The sequence below is a fragment of the Variovorax sp. GW822-FHT04E09 genome, from assembly GCF_058800845.1.
Genome location: NZ_JBXAMR010000008.1, coordinates 177345 through 193521, shown reverse-complemented (window position 1 = coordinate 193521; position 16177 = coordinate 177345). Strand labels below are relative to the sequence as shown.

Genomic DNA, 16177 nt, shown 5'->3' with positions numbered 1-16177 from the left:
TGCGGGATAACCCTTGCGGGCTTGTTGGCGCTCAGTCGATCGTCGTGCCCGAGGCGCGGATCACCCGGCCCCAGCGTTCGGTTTCGCTGCGGATGTAGGCGGCCAATTGCTCCGCCGCGCCCGCGCCGTGCGCCCCGGGCGCGGCCGGCTCGAAGCCCTCGTTCTCGAGCTTCTGGCGCAGCGCGGGCTGCGCGACGAGGCGGGCGATCTCCTGGCTGCAGCGGTCGATGAAGGCCTTGGGCGTGCCCGCGGGCGCGACCACGCTCTGCCACGCCACCGCCTCGAAATCGGCGGTGCCCGCCACGCCCGACTCGGCCACCGTCGGCACCGCGGGGAAGGTCGGCTGGCGCTTGCGCGAGGTCACGGCCAGCGCGCGCAGCTTGCCGCTGCGCACGTGCTGCAGGGCCGGCGCGATGTCGGTGAACATGAGCTGCAGCTGGCCGCCGAGCAGGTCGGTCAGCGCGAGCGCGCTGCCCTTGTAGGGCACGTGCACCATGTTCGCCGCGGTCGCGACCTTGAACATCTCCGCGCCCAGGTGCTGCGGGCTGCCGTTGCCGGCGGAGCCGTAGCTCAGCGCATCGGGCCGCGACTTGGCGAGCGCCACCAGCTCGGCCAGCGTGGTCGCCGGCACCGACGGGTGCACCACCACCATCAGCGGCACGGCGCCGATGAGGCCGACCGGCGCGAAGTCTTTCGCGGGGTCGTACGAGAGCTTCTTGTAGAGCCACGGGTTGATGGCGAGCGTGGTGCTGGTCGCGACCAGCAGCGTCGAGCCGTCGGGCGCGGCGCGTGCCACCTGCGAGGCGCCGATGGCGGTGCCGGCGCCCGGCCGGTTGTCGACGATCACGGTGCGGCCCAGCGCGGAGCCCAGCTGCTGCGCGATGAGCCGCCCGAGCATGTCGGTCGTGCCGCCGGGCGCGTAGGGCACGACGATGGTGATGGGTTTCTCGCCTTGTGCGCGCACGAGGGCGGGACCTGCGGCGCAGGCAGCGGCGGACAGCGCGCCCAGATGGCGCAAGGCATGGCGACGGTTCATTGGCTTGTCTCTCTTTCTTGTTCGGATGTCGGTGCGGCCACCACGGCGGCGCCGCGCAGCAGGTCGACCAGCGCGAGCGCGTCGGCCGGCACGGCATGCCCGCGCCAGGCCACGTGCTGGTCGGGGCGCGAGATGACGAGTGGCCGGTCGTACACGGCGGTGGCGGCCGAGGCGCGGATGTCCAGCGTGCGCAGCGGCAGGCCGCGCGCCGCGGCGGCGGCTTCGAGCGGCGCGACATCGATCGCGGGGTCCAAGCGCAGCAGCGTGTAGCCCTCGCCGGGCACAGCCATCGTGTCGTACAGCGAGCGGCCGTCCTCCAGCCACAGGTGCGGCGTGCGGCAGCCCGGCACCGTCGAGGGCGTGAACTCGTACATCGTGTAGGCGGGCGCGGCCTCGCCGTCGTAGGCGATGAGCGGCGAGCCGTCGTAGAAGTAACCGAAGTTGAGGCCGCCGCAGCAGTACTGCTGCACGTTCAGGTCGTACAGCGCCTGGCCGCGTGCGGCGCGCAGCGCGTCGCCCTCGGGCCCGGGCGCCTCGATGTTCTCGGGCACGCCTTCGCGCTGGCGCTGCAGCGCCAGCGCGTGGTTCATCGCGAACCGCGACACCTGCTCGGTGATCGGCTGGCGCTCGGCCTCGTGCGCCGCGAGCGCGCCCTCGGCCAGCCAGCCGTGCAGCCGGCCCGCGAGCAGCCACGAGAGGTTCATCGCATCGGCGATGCCGGCGTTCATGCCGTAGCCCGCCATCGGAATCCACAGGTGCGCGGCGTCGCCGCAGATGAACACGCGGCGGTCGCGGAAGCGGTCGGCCACGAGCCGGCGCCCGACCCAGTCTTCGTTGGAGATCACCTCGTACTCGAAGTCCTCGCCCACGCCCAGGATCTGGCGGATCGCCCAGTCGCGGTCGATCGAATCGAAGTCGGTCTCCTCGGGCAGCAGGTAGTTGTGCAGCAGCCAGGTCTCGCGCCCGTCGATGGCGTACACGTTGCCGCAGCGCCGCGGGTTCAGCGCGAAGGTGGCCCAGGCCGGCGGGTGCTTCAGCAGGCCCAGCAGCGCGGGCGCGCGGAAGTAGGTCGACTGCACGCGGCCCACCACGTCGGTGCCGTGCAGGCTGGCGCCGATCTTCTTGCGCACCGTCGAGCGGCTGCCGTCGCAACCGACGAGGTACTGGCAGCGGATGCGCACCGCGCGGCCGTCGTCCAGGTCCACGCCCGTGGCCCACACGCCCTCGTCGTCCTGCTCGAAGTCGTCGATGCGCGTGCGGTTGCGGATGCGCAGGCCGGGCGTGGCCTCGGCATGTGCGAACAGCACCGGCTCGAGAAAGATCTGGTTGATGCGGTGCGGCGGCTCCGCCGTGGGCCACCAGGTGTCGGGGCCGCCGGTGGCGGTGTAGCGCTCGCGGCGCGCGGGGATCGGAATGCGCGACAGCTCCATGCCCGTCACGGCCGTGCGGTAGGCCACGTCGTTCGGGTAGTCGGCCGGCAGACCCGCGTCGCGCAGTGCCTGCGCCACGCCCAGGCGGCGGAACACCTCCATCGAACGCGCCGCCACGTGGTTGCACTTCACGTTGGGTGGTTCGCCGCGATGGCGGATCTCGGTCATCAGCACGTCGATGCCGCGTTGCGCCAGGTCGATGGCCAGCGTCAGCCCCACGGGGCCGGCGCCGACGATCAGCACCTGGGCTTGCAGTTGCTCGGTCATGGGTCGCTTGTCTCCTGATTCTTGTGAGGCGCCATTACAGTGCCGAACCGGCTCGCGGAAAAAGTGAAACTTTCATGGCCATTCATAAAAAACCACTATCAATGCGCGGCGTGCCCTCTGTGAGGCAACTGCGTGCGTTCGCGGCCGTGTACCACAGCGGCCAGCTGTCGAGCGCGGCGGCTGCGTTGTCGCTGACCCAGCCGGCCGTCAGCGTGCTGTTGCGCGAACTCGAAGCGCGGCTCGGCGTGCGCCTGTTCGACCGCACCACGCGTTCGCTGCAACGCACCGAGGCGGCGAACGAGGCCATCGCCTATGCCGAGCGCGTGCTGGCCGAACTCGATGCGCTGGGCACCGGCATGGCCGAGCTGGCGGCGGGCCGGCGCGGGCGCGTGCGCATCGCGGCCACGTCCACCATCGCGCAGACGCTGATGCCCAAGGCCCTGCGCCGCTACCTCGACCTGCATCCCGAGGTGAAGGTGGCCATCGAAGACTGCGCGCCCGGGCAGTTCGTGGAGAAGGTGCTCGGCGAGCAGGTCGACTTCGGCGTGGGCACGTTGCAGGCGCGCACGCCGGGGCTGGACCAGCGCGTGTTCGTGCACGACCACCTCGCGGTGATCGCCGACCGCGACCTGCGCCTGCCCGGCACCGACCGCATCACCTGGCGGCAGCTCGCGGGCCATCCGCTGATCACGGTCAAGCCCGGGTACGGCGTGCGCAGCAGCATCGACATCGCCGCCGCAACCGCCGGCGTGCGGCTGGACATCGCCTACGAGGTGACGCTGCTGACCACGGCGCTCGCGATGGCGGCCAGCGGGCTCGGCCCGGCGCTGCTGCCGGCGTCGATCCTCGCGCACGCCGACCACACGCGGCTGGTCGCGCGGCGGCTCATGCGCCCGACGGTGGCGCGCAACATCGCGGTCGTGACGCGGCAGGGCCGGTCGCTGTCGCCGGCCGCGGCGGCGTTCGCGGACCTGCTGGTGCGCGAATTCGCCATCGCCTGAACCGCGCCCCCTAAACTCGCTGCATGGCCAAGGACAAAACAACTTTCGTCTGCAGCGAATGCGGCGGTACCAGCCCCAAGTGGCTCGGAAAATGCCCCAGCTGCGGTGCATGGAACACACTCATCGAACAGGTCGCCGGCGCGGCCAACGGACCGGCCAACAACCGCTTCGGCACGCAGTTCGCGTCGCTCGCGGGCGCGTCCGAACTCGCCACGCTCTCGGAAATTGAAGCGACCGATATCGCGCGCACGCCCACCGGCATCGACGAACTCGACCGCGTGCTCGGCGGCGGCATCGTGTCGGGCGGCGTCACGCTGATCGGCGGCGACCCGGGCATCGGCAAGTCGACGCTGCTGCTGCAGGCGGTCGATGCGCTGCAGCGCGCGGGGCAGAACGCGCTGTACGTCACGGGTGAAGAAAGCGGCTCGCAGGTCGCGCTGCGCTCGCGCCGCCTCGGGCTCGACCACTCGCAGGTGCAGGTGCTGGCCGAGATCCAGCTCGAAAAAATCATCGCCACGCTCGACGCCACGCGCCCGGCCATCGCGGTGATCGACTCCATCCAGACGGTGTACTCCGACCAGCTCACCTCCGCGCCCGGTTCGGTGGCGCAGGTGCGCGAATGCGCGGCGCACCTCACGCGCTTTGCCAAGACCAGCGGCACGGCCGTGGTGCTGGTGGGGCACGTCACGAAGGAGGGCGCGCTCGCGGGTCCGCGCGTGCTCGAGCACATGGTCGACACGGTGCTGTATTTCGAAGGCGACACGCACTCGAGCTTTCGCCTCGTGCGCGCCATCAAGAACCGCTTCGGCGCGGTGAACGAGATCGGCGTGTTCGCCATGACCGAACGCGGCCTGAAGGGCGTGACCAACCCGAGCGCGATCTTCCTGAGCCAGCACGCCGAGCCCGTGCCCGGCAGCGTGGTGCTGGTCACGCTCGAAGGCACGCGACCGATGCTGGTGGAAATCCAGGCGCTGGTCGACAACGGCGGGCCGAGCCCGCGCCGGCTGTCGGTGGGCCTGGACCGCGACCGCCTCGCGATGCTGCTGGCCGTGCTGCACCGCCACGCGGGCGTGGCCTGCATGGACCAGGACGTGTTCGTCAACGCAGTAGGCGGCGTGCGCATCAGCGAGCCCGCGGCCGACCTGGCCGTGATGCTGGCCATCACCTCGAGCCTGCGCGGCAAGCCGCTGCCCAAGGGCTTCATCGCCTTCGGCGAAGTGGGCCTGGCCGGCGAGGTGCGGCCCGCGCCGCGCGGCCAGGAGCGCCTGCGCGAAGCGGCCAAGCTGGGCTTCAGCGTGGCCGTGGTGCCGAAGGCCAACGCGCCGCGCAAGGGCACGAAGGAGATCGAGGGCCTGACCATCCACCCGGTCGACCGCATCGAGGAAGCGATGGACGTGGTGCGACGGCTCGACTGACGCGCACCCGCACGACAACACCCCCACCAGGAGACCCCCCATGCAACTCATCGTCTCCGCCGGGCTGATCGCCGTGGTCGTGCTGTGGGGGCTGGTGTCTCCCGCGTCGCTCGATCGCGTGTTCAGCACCGCGCTCGCCGACATCACGCGCAACTTCGGCTGGTTCTACCTGTGGGTGGTGCTCGGGCTGGTGGTGCTGGCCTTCTTCCTGGCGTTCAGCCGCTTCGGCGACCTGAAGCTGGGCGACGAGGACGACGAGCCCGAGTTCTCCATCGGCGCCTGGTTCGCGATGCTGTTCGCGGCCGGCATGGGCATCGGCCTGGTGTTCTGGGGCGTGGCCGAGCCGATCTCGCACTACGCGAACCCGCCGCCGGGCGTGATCCCCGGCACGCCCGATGCGGCCGGCGTGGCCATGCGCTACGCCTTCTTCCACTGGGGGCTGCACCCCTGGGCGATCTACGGCATCGTCGGCCTGTCGATTGCCTTCTTCAGCTTCCGCCGCAAGGCGCTGCCGCTGGTCAGCTCGGCCACCGAGGCGCTGCCGTGGCGCTTCGTGCAGCGGCTGTCGCCGGCCTTCAACGTGCTGGCCGTGGTGGCCACCGCCTTCGGCGTGGCGGCCTCGCTGGGCATGGGCGCCACGCAGATCAACAGCGGGCTGCACGCGGCCTTCGGCACGGACATCGGCCGCTGGACGCAGGCGGTGATCATCGTGGTGACGACGGTGCTGTTCATCACCTCGGCGGTCACGGGCGTCGAGCGCGGCGTGAAGTGGCTGTCGATGGGCAACCTGGTGCTGGCGGCGCTGCTGGCGCTCACGGTGCTGGTCGTGGGGCCGACCATCGCCATCGTCGAGACCTTCACCAACACGCTCGGTTCGTACCTTGCCGAGCTCGTGCGCATGAGCCTGCGCATGAACCCGTTCCGCAACAGCTCGTGGGTGGCCGACTGGACGCTCTTCTATTGGGCCTGGTGGCTCGCGTGGTCGCCGTTCGTGGGCCTGTTCATTGCGCGCGTGTCGCGCGGCCGCACGATCCGCCAGTTCATCCTGGGCACGGTGATCGCGCCCACGCTGGTGGGCTTCGCGTGGTTCTCGGTGTTCGGCGGCGCGGCGCTCAATTTCGAGATCTTCCAGGGCGTGCCGCTGGTCGAGTCGGTGAAGGCCGACGTGTCGACCACCATGTTCGTGATGTTCAAGGCCATGCCCATGGGCGGGCTGCTGTCGATCGTGGCCACGCTGCTGGTGTTCGTGTTCTTCGTGACCTCGGGCGATTCCGCGACGCTGGTGCTGGGCATCATGAGCACGAAGGGCAACCCGAATCCGCCGGCCCGCGTGAAGATCACCTGGGGCGTGCTGGTGGCGGCGATTGCGCTGAGCCTGCTGTTCGCGGGCGGCATCAAGGCCATCCAGACGGCGACCATCGTGTTCGCGCTGCCCTTTGCGTTCGTGATCCTGCTGATGGCGCTGTCGGTCACGCTGGCCATCCGCGACGACTGGAACGCCGAGCAGAAACGCGAACGCGAGCTGCGACGCAAGATGCGGCAGCTCGTGAACTGGTAGGGCGGACAAAAAAACGCCCGGCGCGCGGTGGACACGCGCCGGGCCTACCCTCCCTACCTTCCCTGGCCTCCCTGGCCTTCTGTGTTCTTTGCTTAGCTTCCGATGTGCATCGTGAACGCCGGCCCGTTGTTGAGCACGCACTGGCCGCTGCCCAAGGTGGCGGAGTTCATCGTGTACTGGCAACTCAGGTTGCCGCCGCGACTGCCGGTGGCGTTCGCCACGCCGGTGGTGCGCGAGCCGGCCACGCGGGTCGCCTCTCCCTGAAACTGTTCGGCACCGATCTGTGCACTGAAGTGGCCGCGGCCGTTCATGTCGTTGGTCACCGTGCCCCCGACTGCGCCGTAGCGCGCGGCTTCGGCGTTCGACGGATACAGCCGCGCGCTGAAGGTCTGCGACACCGGCCCCGGTGCCACGGCGTAGCTTTGCTGCGACGGCGCGACGGGAGCGGGTTGTCCGAGCGGCACCACGTAGCAACCGCTGAGGACGGTGCCCGCGAGTGCGGCGGCAAGGGTGAGTCGAACGATGGTGACGGAACGCGGGATGTTCATGCGTTTCTCGGTGGCCCGGGCAGATGCCCGTGCGGCGAAATGTGCCCGCACCCGCCCCGGCACCGCGTGCCTTTCGCCGGGAGTACCGCTTTCTGCGCCCGGCGGTAGCCACGGCGGCTACTGCGACGGGGTCGGGGCCGCACAATCGCGGGCCGTTTCCCGCTGTCGCCGAATGAAATCCACCGCACCGCCCATTGCCGCCGTCATGGTCCACGTCACCGATGTGAACGCCGCACTGCGCTGGTACGCCGACGCCTTCCCCGATGCGGTGTCGATGTCCATCGGCTCGCCGGCCTTCGAGTGCCTGTCGGTCCACGGTGTGCTGCTGGAACTCGTGCCGGCCGACGCGAAGGTCGGCGCCGGTGCCTTCGGCTCGGTCGTGTACTGGAATGTGACCGACTTCGATGCGGCGCTGGCTCACCTTCAATCGTGCGGCGCGCCGCTGTACCGCGGCCCCTTGCGGCTCGAGGGCGACGAACACATGGCCCAGGTACGCGACCCCTGGGGCAACTGCATCGGCCTGCGAGGGCCTTCCACCGGGCGGCGACAATGCGCCCCATGAATTTCCAGAAATTGCTGGTGCCCGTGGGGGCCGTCGTTCTCCTCGGCCTGTCCTGGCACCAATACGGATGGGGCGGCGTGGCGTTCGCCGGCGGTGCGATCGTGATGTTCCTGCTGATGCACTTCAACCGCACGATGCAGGTGCTCAAGCGGGCCGCCGACCGGCCCATCGGCACGGTGGCGAGCTCGGTGATGCTGAATGCCAAGCTCAAGCCCGGCGTGACGCTGATGCACGTCATCGCGATGACGCGCGCGCTCGGCGAGCAGCGCTCGCCCGAGAACGAGCAGCCCGAGCTGTACCGCTGGACCGATGCCGGCGGCTCCTACGTCGATGCCGTGTTCAACGGCGGCAAGCTGCAGAGCTGGACGCTCACGCGGCCCGAGACGCCGGCCGACGAAGAAACGCCCGCGGCCTGAAGGCGGCGCGGGCGCTTCGCCTTAGCCTTACTTAGAACGGCGCGTCTTCTTCTTCGGGCGTGTCGGCCTGAGCCGCAGGTGCGGTGGCCGCAGCCTTCGGCGCTTCATCCGGCGGTGCCGCCGAGAACGCCGCCTCGCCGCCCAGCGCGTCGAGCAGCGCCGGCACCAGCTGGCCGAGTTCGCCGGTGGCAATGGCCACGTCGGCGTCGAAGTTGTCTTCCTTCTTGCCACCCGCCGCGCCGTCGCCCGTGCCTTCGAGGAAGGTGATCTTGCGGATCAGCAGGCCGTGCGTGAGCTCGAAGGACACGCGGTCGTCCCAGGTGAGCGCCAGGCGCGTCGGGCGCTTGCCGTCGGTGATGTGCTGCTTGACCTCGTCGATGTCCAGCGCGTGCTTGGCGTAGCGCACCACGGCCTTGGAGTCGTCCGAGGCCTTGAGCTCGCACTCGCGGTCGATGCTGAAGCCGGCCGGCGGCTCCTGCGTCAGCAGCCAGTTGGCCATGGCGGCGGCCGGCTCGATCTGCGTGTTGATCAGTGCCACGGCAAAGCCGTCGAGCGACTTCACGAGGCTGGTGACCACTTCGTCGGCGCGGGCGGCATTGCCGCAGTTGATCACGAGGCGGTTCTCCGCCTTGTCGATCCACACCGTGACGCGCGCGCTGCGCGTGAAGGCCATGGGCAGCAGCTCCAGGGTGATGTCTTCCTTGAGCTCCTTCTTTTCCTTCTTGCCGGGCTTGCGGCCGGTGGTGGTCTCGATCTGGGCGCAGCGCTCGTCGAGCTTGCGGCGCACCACGGAGCCGGGGACCTGCTTGCTCTCGATCATGTACTCGACCAGCCACTGGCCGTCGATGGACTCCACCAGCGGGCCGTTGGCCTCGCCGCGCGGCTCGACCCAGCCGGCGGACTTTTCCTGCGAGGGGCCGCAAGGCACGAAGCGTTGCTTGCCGAGCCCTTCTTCTGCCTCGGTCAGTGATTGGGACCAGGCAGGTTCGATGCGATAGACGATGACGTTCTTGAATACGGACACGGGAACCCTTTTTCCACTGGTTGGCACAACCGGCCATTGTCGGGCACCCGGTTCCGGGCTCGGCCGTAAAATCGAAAGCTTTTGCGACTTCCCAGTGGGTCGCACCCCCACACCGCTCCCAAAGGAATCAGGAAATGAGCTCGATCCCCCCCTCGCTGGACGACCGTGACGGCAAGATCTGGATGGACGGCGAACTCGTGGACTGGCGCGACGCCAAGATCCACGTGCTGAGCCACACGCTGCACTACGGCTGCGGCGCCTTCGAGGGCGTGCGCGCCTACAAGACGGCCGACGGCGCCACCGCCATCTTCCGCCTGGCCGAGCACACCGAGCGCCTGTTCAACAGCGCCAAGATCCTGCGCATGAAGATCCCGTTCTCGCAGGAACAGCTGAACGAAGCCCAGAAGCAGGTCGTGCGCGAGAACAAGCTCGAAAGCTGCTACCTGCGCCCCCTGATCTGGATCGGCTCCGAGAAGCTGGGCGTGAGCCCCAAGGGCAACAAGATCCACGCCATGGTCGCGGCCTGGTCGTGGGGCGCCTACCTCGGTGAAGAAGGCATGCGCCGCGGCATTCGCGTGAAGACCTCCAGCTACACCCGCCACCACGTCAACATCACGATGACGCAGGCCAAGACGGTGAGCAACTACACCAACTCGATCCTCGCCAACATGGAAGCGCTGGACGACGGCTACGACGAAGCACTGCTGCTCGACGCGAGCGGCTTCGTGTCCGAAGGCGCGGGCGAGAACGTGTTCGTGGTCAAGGGCGGCGTGGTCTACACGCCCGACCTGTCGGCTGGCGCCCTGAACGGCATCACGCGCAACACCATCCTGCACATCTGCAAGGACCTGGGGATCGAACTCGTGCAAAAGCGCATCACGCGCGACGAGGTGTACGTGGCCGACGAGGCCTTCTTCACCGGCACGGCCGCTGAAGTGACGCCCATCCGCGAACTCGACCGCATCGAGATCGGCAACCGTGGCGACGGCGGCGCGCGCGGCCCGGTCACCGAGAAGATCCAGTCGGCCTTCTTCGACATCGTGAACGGCAAGAATCCCAAGTACGCCCACTGGCTCACGAAGGTCTGAGGAACAACATGTCCACCAATGCAGTCGTCGAACTCCTCGCGAAGGAGCTCAACCACCAGGGCGGCGTGTTCTGCCCCAGCCCCAAGGCCGACATGAAGCTCTGGAACAGCCACCCGAAGGTCTACCTCGACGTGGCGCGCACCGGCGAAGCCAAGTGCCCGTACTGCGGCACGGTGTACCGCCTGAAGGCGGGCGAGACCGTGTCCAGCCGCCACTGAGCGGCCAGGCGGAAAAAAGAAACCGGCCCTCGCGGCCGGTTTTTTCGTTTCAGCCTGGCCGGGCCCTCGGCCACAGGCCGCGCCACGGATCGGGGTCCTGCGATTCCTGCGCCAGCCGCAGGTAGACCATCGCGATCCACAGCACGGCCAGCCCGATCTGCGCGTCGCGCATCGCCGAATTCACGCTCGACGCGATGAGCGCGATGAGCGTGGCGGCCAGCGCGTAGCGGCCGGCGATGTCGGGCCGGCGCCAGGCCTGCCAGACGGCGACGAGCATGATCGCCAGCAGGCTCAGGATGCCGGGGATGCCGCTCTGCGCGCCCACCCAGAGGAAGTCGTTGTGCGGCATGTTGGAGTCGGCGAACAGCGCCGGGCCGCGCTTGTGCCACTGGTCGGTCCAGCCGCCGATGCCCCAGCCCGCGACGGGCTGGTCGGCGATCATGGCGCCGGTGTCGCGGTACATGTAGTAGCGGATGATCCAGCTGCCGTGGAACACGGCGCCGGTCTGCGCCTTCTCGAGTTCCTCGATGCCGGTCTCGACCTTCTGCTGCAGCTGCGGCAGCTGGTACAGGCCCGCGCCGATCACCACCGCGCCCAGGATCAGCGCCGCCGACAGCGCCTTCAGGTGGTTCTTCCACTGGTGCAGGCAGACCACCGGAATCACCAGCAGCAGCGCGAGCACCGAGGTGCGCGACGTGAGCGGCAGCGCGACGACGGCGCCCAGCCCGAGCACGAGCGCGAAGGCTGCCAGTGCGCGCAGGGGCCGGTGCCCCGTGATCTGCGACAGCCCGTAGACCGCGGCGCTGGCCGCGACGATGCTGAACAGCAGCGCGTTGCTGATCGACTTGTTGCCCACTTCCATCACCACGCCGCGCAGCGCGCCCGGCACCGGAAAGCCCAGCGTGTAGTGCAGCACGATGAGCGCGATGTTGAGCGCCGCGATCAGGAGGAAGCCGCGCAGCGCCCACAGCGCCTCCTCGCGCGTGAGCGCCATCGCCATCAGGAAGGTGAAGGCGATGCGCAGCCCGTGGAACAGGTTGGAGGGGGTCTCGGGGTAGTGCGGCCGCACGGCCAGCACGATGAAGGTCCACGCCACGTAGGCGACCACCGGCCACCACAGCGGGTTGGCGCGCAGCCGCGCATAGCGTTCGCGCAAGCCGCCGCCCACCAGCAGGGCAAGCAGCAGCACGATGGCCGACAGGTAGGTGACGCCGACCGGCATGAACACCACCAGCCCCCAGAACATGGCCGCGGGCCGAACGATGTGCGATCTCTGCATAGGGCCGGGATTTTAGGTGCGGCCCCTCGGCCGAACCTGACTTGCCCCTGCGCACCCGAAGGCGCTCAGTGCGCTGCGGCGGCAGGGCCCTTGGCCGGCAGGCGGATCACGAAGCTGGCGCCCCCGCCCGGCCGGTCTTCGCACTGCACCGAGCCGCCGTGGCGCTCGGCGATCGACTTCACCAGCGCCAGCCCCAGGCCGACGCCGCCGTTGCGCTCGCTGGCGCCCGGCAGGCGGTAGAAGGGTTCGAAGATGCGTTCGCGCAAGGCCGCCGGCACGCCCGGCCCGCGGTCGTTGACGCGCACCGTGGCGTAGCCGCCGGCGCTGCCGAGTTCGACGCTGATCTCGCCCGCGCCGTAGCGGCGGGCGTTCTCGAGCAGGTTGCGGATCGCGCGGCGCAGCAGGCGCGACACGCCCGGCACGGTGAGCGTGGCGTTGTCGGTGCCTTCGGCCAGGTCGAGTTCGGCGTTCACCTGCGCGCATTCTTCGGCCGCCAGGCCGGTCAGGTCGACGGCTTCGATGGTGCCCATGTCAGCCTCGCTGGCGTCGAGCCGGCTGGCCAGCAGGATCTCGTCGATGAGCTGGTCGAGTTCGCCGATGTTGCGCGAAATCTCTTCGCGCGCCGCCGGGCTGGGCTGGTCGCCCATCAGCTCCAGGCCCATGCGGATGCGGGTGAGCGGCGAGCGCAGCTCGTGCGAGGCGTTCGCCAGCAGCGACTTGTGGGAGCGCACGAGCTGCTCGATGCGTTCGGCGGAGGCATTGAATCGCTTGGAGAGATCGGCCACTTCGTCTTGTCCTTCCTCGATCACGCGCGCCGAGAGGTCGCCCTCACCCCAGCGCTGCACGCCGCGCTGCAGGGTCTCGAGCCGCTGGGTGATGCGCCGCACGATCGGGTAGACGCCCAGCGCCACCGCCACGCCCACCAGCGCAATCATCCAGCCCAGCCCGAACGGGGTGCGCCAGGGCGCGAAGCCGCCGGTGCCGGTGGGGCGTTCGCGCGGCGCCACGCGCAGCGTCATGTCGCGGCCGTCGCTCAGCTGCACGTCGAACTCCAGGCCCTGGCCGGGCACGCGCATGGCCTTGCCGGTGCCGATGGTGCGGTCCTGGCTGTCGAGCACGACCACCTCGCGCGGCACCGGCGCCAGGCGTTCGCGCTCGGCCTCGGCGGCCACGCGCACGATCCAGTTGGCCATCAGCGTGAGGATGACCACGCCGCCGACCACCGCGAGCCAGATGCGGACGTAGAGGTGGCGGCGGTAGAGGCTGCGCAGCATCGCGGGGCGGTCCTAGTCAGTCCTGTTGCTTGGCGAAGACGTAGCCCACGCCGCGCACCGTCAGGATGCGCTTGGGGTTCTTCGCGTCGACCTCGATGGCCGCGCGGATGCGGCCCATGTGCACGTCGATCGAGCGGTCGAAGGCTTCGAGCTCGCGGCCGCGCACGGCTTCCATGATCTGGTCGCGCGTGAGCACGCGGCCCGCGCGCTCGGCCATCGCCACCAGCAGGTCGAACTGGTAGGAGGTGAGGTCGGCCAGCGCGCCGGCCACCGACACGGTGCGCGCGTTGCGGTCGATCTCGAGCGTGCCGAAGCGCATCACCGTGGAGGCTTCGGCCTCGGTGGCGTTCTCGCTTCGCCGGCGCAGCACGGCGCGGATGCGCGCCAGCAGCTCGCGCGGCTCGAAGGGCTTGGGCAGGTAGTCGTCGGCGCCGATCTCCAGGCCGATGATGCGGTCCATGGGGTCGCCCTTGGCCGTGAGCATCAGCACCGACACCTTGGCCAGCGGGCCGGGCAGGGCGCGGATGCGGCGGCAGACCTCGAGACCGTCGGTGTCGGGCAGCATCAGGTCGAGGATCACCAGGTCGGGCGCGTGCTGCTGCAGCTGCTCCAGGCCGGTGGCGCCGTCGCCGGCGTGGTTGAAGGCGAAACCCGACTGCGTCAGGTACTCGCCCACCATCTGCGCCAGGCGGGCGTCGTCTTCGATCATCAGGAGTTGGGGGGTGCTCATGCGCTTCATGGTCGTTCACCGGGAGCAAGCGGGCTTGAACGCTCCGTAAAGTTGGGTAAACGCAGCATCGCCCTGTCAACCTGGATCGCTGCGAAAAACATAGCGCCTCGCCCAGGTTGCGTGGGCGCCATGCGGCAATGATGACGTACCGGGGCGCGGTTGCGTGTGTCAACACGCACCGCCGCCCCCGGCGGGGGCCGGTCAGCCCGCGGCCTGCAGGCGCAGCCGCAGGGCCAGCGCGGCCGACAGCGGCAGGTCGATGGGCGCGTCGGCGCTGCCCGGGGCCTGGGCCAGCGCCTCGAACAGGGGCAGGGCGTCGGCCATCGGGTTGATGTCCTTCAGCGTGGCGGCGGCGGCCGAGCGCGGCGCGGTCGCCGCACCGTCGCCGACCAGCGACCAGTCGAGGCTGGCCACCGTGCGGGCCGTGCGCTCGGGCGCGATCACCAGCGCCACGGCCAGCAGGCCGCGGCTGTCGGTCACCGAGGCCAGTGCGCCGACCGTGGGGGCGTCGTAGCCCACCAGCAGCACCGGCGTCTGGTCGGCCGCGCACTGCACGGCCGCTTCGAGCAGGCCGGCGGCAAAGCTGTGGCCGTAGGCCGAGACGGCGTTGCTGGCCGCCATGCAGCCGGTGCCGATGGTCCAGTAGCCCACGGCCGCGTTGTGCACCGAGTTGTGGAACTTGGTGGGCGACAGCATCTTCGGGTCGCCCGCGAGCGTGCTGCACATGTAGTCGTTGATCGACAGGTCGCCGTGCGCCGAGGTGAACACGCAGGGCACGTCGGCCGCGGGCCGGTCGGCGCCCGCGATGGCCGCGGCGGCCACTTCGAGCGCCAGCGCCACGGTGTCGGGCGCGCGGCGGCGCTCGGCCGGGGCCAGCACCTGCGGCGAGGGCCGCTTGGCGGGCGGATCGGCCAGCGCGCCTTCGCCGCGGAAGGCCGCGCGCGCGGCCTCCCAACCGGGCAGCGTGGGGGTCCAGAAGGCGGGGCCTTCGATGTAGAGCGTCGGAGGCGTGTTCATGCGTTCACCGCCTTGCCGAAGACCAGCGCGCAGTTGTTGCCGCCGAAGCCGAAGGAATTGGAGAGCGCGTAGCGCACCTCGCCCGTCGCGGGTTCGAGCTTGATCTGGGGGCCGAAGCCTTCGTCCAGCGTGCGCGTGTTGACCGTGCCCGGCATCAGGCCGCGCTCGATCGCCAGCAGGCAGACCACGGCCTCGACGATGCCCGCGGCGCCCAGCGTGTGGCCCATGAAGCCCTTGGTCGAGCTGGCGTGCGTGCGCGCCGGGAAGCGGCGCGCCACCAGCGCGCCCTCGACCTCGTCGTTCTTCTGGCTCGCCGTGCCGTGCATGTTGATGTAGTCGATGGCGTCGGCGGCCAGGCCGGCGCGCGCCAGCGCGTCGTCGAGTGCGCGCTCGGCGCCCAGGCCCTCGGGGTGCGGCGTCGACATGTGGTGTGCGTCGCTGGCTTCGCCGTAGCCCAGCAGCTGCGTGGCGCTCTCGCCCGCCTGCACGCGCTCGACCAGCGCGAAGCCGGCTGCCTCACCGAGGCTGATGCCCTTGCGGTCGGCGTCGAAGGGGCGGCAGGGCTCGGTGGAGACCAGCTCCAGCGAGTTGAAACCGAACAGCACGCTGCCGCACAGCGTGTCGGCGCCGCCGACCACGGCCGCGTCGGCCAGGCCCAGGCGGATCAGGCGCTCGGCCGAGGCGAACACCTTGGCGCTGGACGAGCAGGCGGTCGAAATCGTCTCGCTCGGCCCATCGATGCCCAGCACCTGCTGCACGAACATGGCCAGCGAATGCGGCGTGTGGACGGCCGCGCGGCGCTGGTCCGGCGGAAAGTTGCCGTCGGCGTCGAGCTGCGTGTAGGCCAGCTCGGTCTCGCCGATGCTGGCCGTGGAGGTGCCGAGCACCAGCGCGATGCGCGTGGCACCGTACTTCTGGCGCGCGGCCGCGACCGCCTCGAGGAAGCCGTCGGCCTGCAGGCCCAGCCAGGCCAGCCGGTTGTTGCGGCAGTCCCAGAACGCGGCCGATTCGGGCAGACGGACGTCTTCCAGGCCGTCGACGCGGCCGATCCAGGTCGGCAGCGGTGCTTCGCTGAAGTCGTTGGCGCGCAGGCCGCTGCGCGAGTGCGCGAGTGCGTCGGCGTGCGCTTCCTTGCCGACGCCGACGGCCGAGGTGGCCGTGTAGGCACTGATTTGAAGGGGAGAAATTCGGGACGGCACGATGGGTGTGGGAGCAGGCGACAGGCGAAAGGGCGTCGGCGACAGAAGAAAAAGCGGGAAAGCGCAATTTTCACGCAATGAATGTCGCAGCCTACCAGCGTTGCGTATCAGGTTG

16 protein-coding genes are annotated in these 16177 nt (G+C 69.9%); 7 read left to right on the top strand and 9 right to left on the bottom strand.

Features of this window, described 5'->3' with window-relative positions; translation table 11 throughout:
* Positions 1-31 precede the first annotated feature (31 nt).
* Together AC1RL8_RS27060 and AC1RL8_RS27055 are read right to left on the bottom strand one after the other, a co-directional pair.
* On the bottom strand, positions 32-1036 hold the full coding sequence (locus AC1RL8_RS27060) for a tripartite tricarboxylate transporter substrate binding protein (protein ID WP_492686597.1): 1005 nt from the start codon (positions 1034-1036) through the stop codon (positions 32-34).
* Entirely contained in the window at positions 1033-2733 is a 1701-nt protein-coding gene (locus AC1RL8_RS27055; RefSeq protein WP_492686598.1) for an FAD-dependent oxidoreductase, read from the bottom strand. The genes AC1RL8_RS27060 and AC1RL8_RS27055 overlap by 4 nt, the downstream gene beginning before the upstream one ends.
* Before the next feature lie 101 nt (positions 2734-2834).
* Between AC1RL8_RS27055 and AC1RL8_RS27050 the strand changes: the two genes are divergently transcribed.
* The 3 genes from AC1RL8_RS27050 to AC1RL8_RS27040 are packed head-to-tail and all read left to right on the top strand — an operon-like array spanning position 2835 to position 6707.
* Positions 2835-3734: a LysR family transcriptional regulator gene (locus AC1RL8_RS27050; RefSeq protein ID WP_492686730.1), complete on the top strand. Its 900-nt coding sequence runs from the start codon at positions 2835-2837 to the stop codon at positions 3732-3734.
* A gap of 23 nt (positions 3735-3757) precedes the next feature.
* Positions 3758-5149 carry a DNA repair protein RadA gene (gene radA, locus AC1RL8_RS27045; protein ID WP_307696501.1) on the top strand — a complete coding sequence of 464 codons (1392 nt, stop codon included), beginning with the start codon at positions 3758-3760 and terminating at the stop codon, positions 5147-5149.
* Positions 5150-5189: 40 nt separating this feature from the next.
* The gene (locus AC1RL8_RS27040) at positions 5190-6707 is read left to right on the top strand and encodes a BCCT family transporter (RefSeq protein WP_492686599.1); all 1518 of its coding nucleotides are present in this window, start codon (positions 5190-5192) and stop codon (positions 6705-6707) included.
* Positions 6708-6799: 92 nt separating this feature from the next.
* Here the strand turns inward: AC1RL8_RS27040 and AC1RL8_RS27035 are convergent, their stop codons facing one another.
* Complete coding sequence (locus tag AC1RL8_RS27035; RefSeq protein ID WP_369630906.1) at positions 6800-7255, bottom strand: hypothetical protein; 456 nt, start codon at positions 7253-7255, stop codon at positions 6800-6802.
* A gap of 172 nt (positions 7256-7427) precedes the next feature.
* Here AC1RL8_RS27035 and AC1RL8_RS27030 point away from each other — a divergent pair, with 172 nt between their 5' ends.
* Positions 7428-7817: a VOC family protein gene (locus tag AC1RL8_RS27030; protein ID WP_492686600.1), complete on the top strand. Its 390-nt coding sequence runs from the start codon at positions 7428-7430 to the stop codon at positions 7815-7817.
* Positions 7805-8233: a hypothetical protein gene (locus tag AC1RL8_RS27025; protein ID WP_062476811.1), complete on the top strand. Its 429-nt coding sequence runs from the start codon at positions 7805-7807 to the stop codon at positions 8231-8233. The genes AC1RL8_RS27030 and AC1RL8_RS27025 overlap by 13 nt, the downstream gene beginning before the upstream one ends.
* 31 nt (positions 8234-8264) lie before the next feature.
* On the opposite strand, the gene AC1RL8_RS27020 is transcribed toward AC1RL8_RS27025, so the two are convergent.
* Complete coding sequence (locus tag AC1RL8_RS27020) at positions 8265-9257, bottom strand: recombination-associated protein RdgC (protein ID WP_492686601.1); 993 nt, start codon at positions 9255-9257, stop codon at positions 8265-8267.
* A 134-nt stretch (positions 9258-9391) separates the two neighbouring features.
* Between AC1RL8_RS27020 and AC1RL8_RS27015 the strand changes: the two genes are divergently transcribed.
* The gene (locus AC1RL8_RS27015) at positions 9392-10345 is read left to right on the top strand and encodes a branched-chain amino acid transaminase (RefSeq protein ID WP_095949799.1); all 954 of its coding nucleotides are present in this window, start codon (positions 9392-9394) and stop codon (positions 10343-10345) included.
* A gap of 8 nt (positions 10346-10353) precedes the next feature.
* Complete coding sequence (locus AC1RL8_RS27010) at positions 10354-10563, top strand: zinc-finger domain-containing protein (RefSeq protein ID WP_007836801.1); 210 nt, start codon at positions 10354-10356, stop codon at positions 10561-10563.
* A 49-nt stretch (positions 10564-10612) separates the two neighbouring features.
* On the opposite strand, the gene AC1RL8_RS27005 is transcribed toward AC1RL8_RS27010, so the two are convergent.
* The 5 genes from AC1RL8_RS27005 to AC1RL8_RS26985 all read right to left on the bottom strand — a co-directional run bounded on the left by AC1RL8_RS27005 (position 10613) and on the right by AC1RL8_RS26985 (position 16062).
* A complete protein-coding gene (locus AC1RL8_RS27005) occupies positions 10613-11842 on the bottom strand; it encodes an O-antigen ligase family protein (RefSeq protein WP_492686602.1) in 1230 nt (409 codons plus the stop codon).
* A gap of 65 nt (positions 11843-11907) precedes the next feature.
* Entirely contained in the window at positions 11908-13116 is a 1209-nt protein-coding gene (locus AC1RL8_RS27000; protein WP_390347298.1) for an ATP-binding protein, read from the bottom strand.
* A gap of 16 nt (positions 13117-13132) precedes the next feature.
* Positions 13133-13855, bottom strand: a complete 723-nt coding sequence (locus tag AC1RL8_RS26995) for a response regulator (RefSeq protein WP_062476797.1) — start codon at positions 13853-13855, stop codon at positions 13133-13135.
* Positions 13856-14047: 192 nt separating this feature from the next.
* Entirely contained in the window at positions 14048-14863 is an 816-nt protein-coding gene (locus tag AC1RL8_RS26990) for a beta-ketoacyl synthase chain length factor (protein ID WP_369645055.1), read from the bottom strand.
* Positions 14860-16062: a beta-ketoacyl-[acyl-carrier-protein] synthase family protein gene (locus tag AC1RL8_RS26985; protein WP_492686603.1), complete on the bottom strand. Its 1203-nt coding sequence runs from the start codon at positions 16060-16062 to the stop codon at positions 14860-14862. Before AC1RL8_RS26985 ends, AC1RL8_RS26990 begins: the two co-directional genes overlap by 4 nt.
* Between the last annotated feature and the right edge of the window lie 115 nt (positions 16063-16177).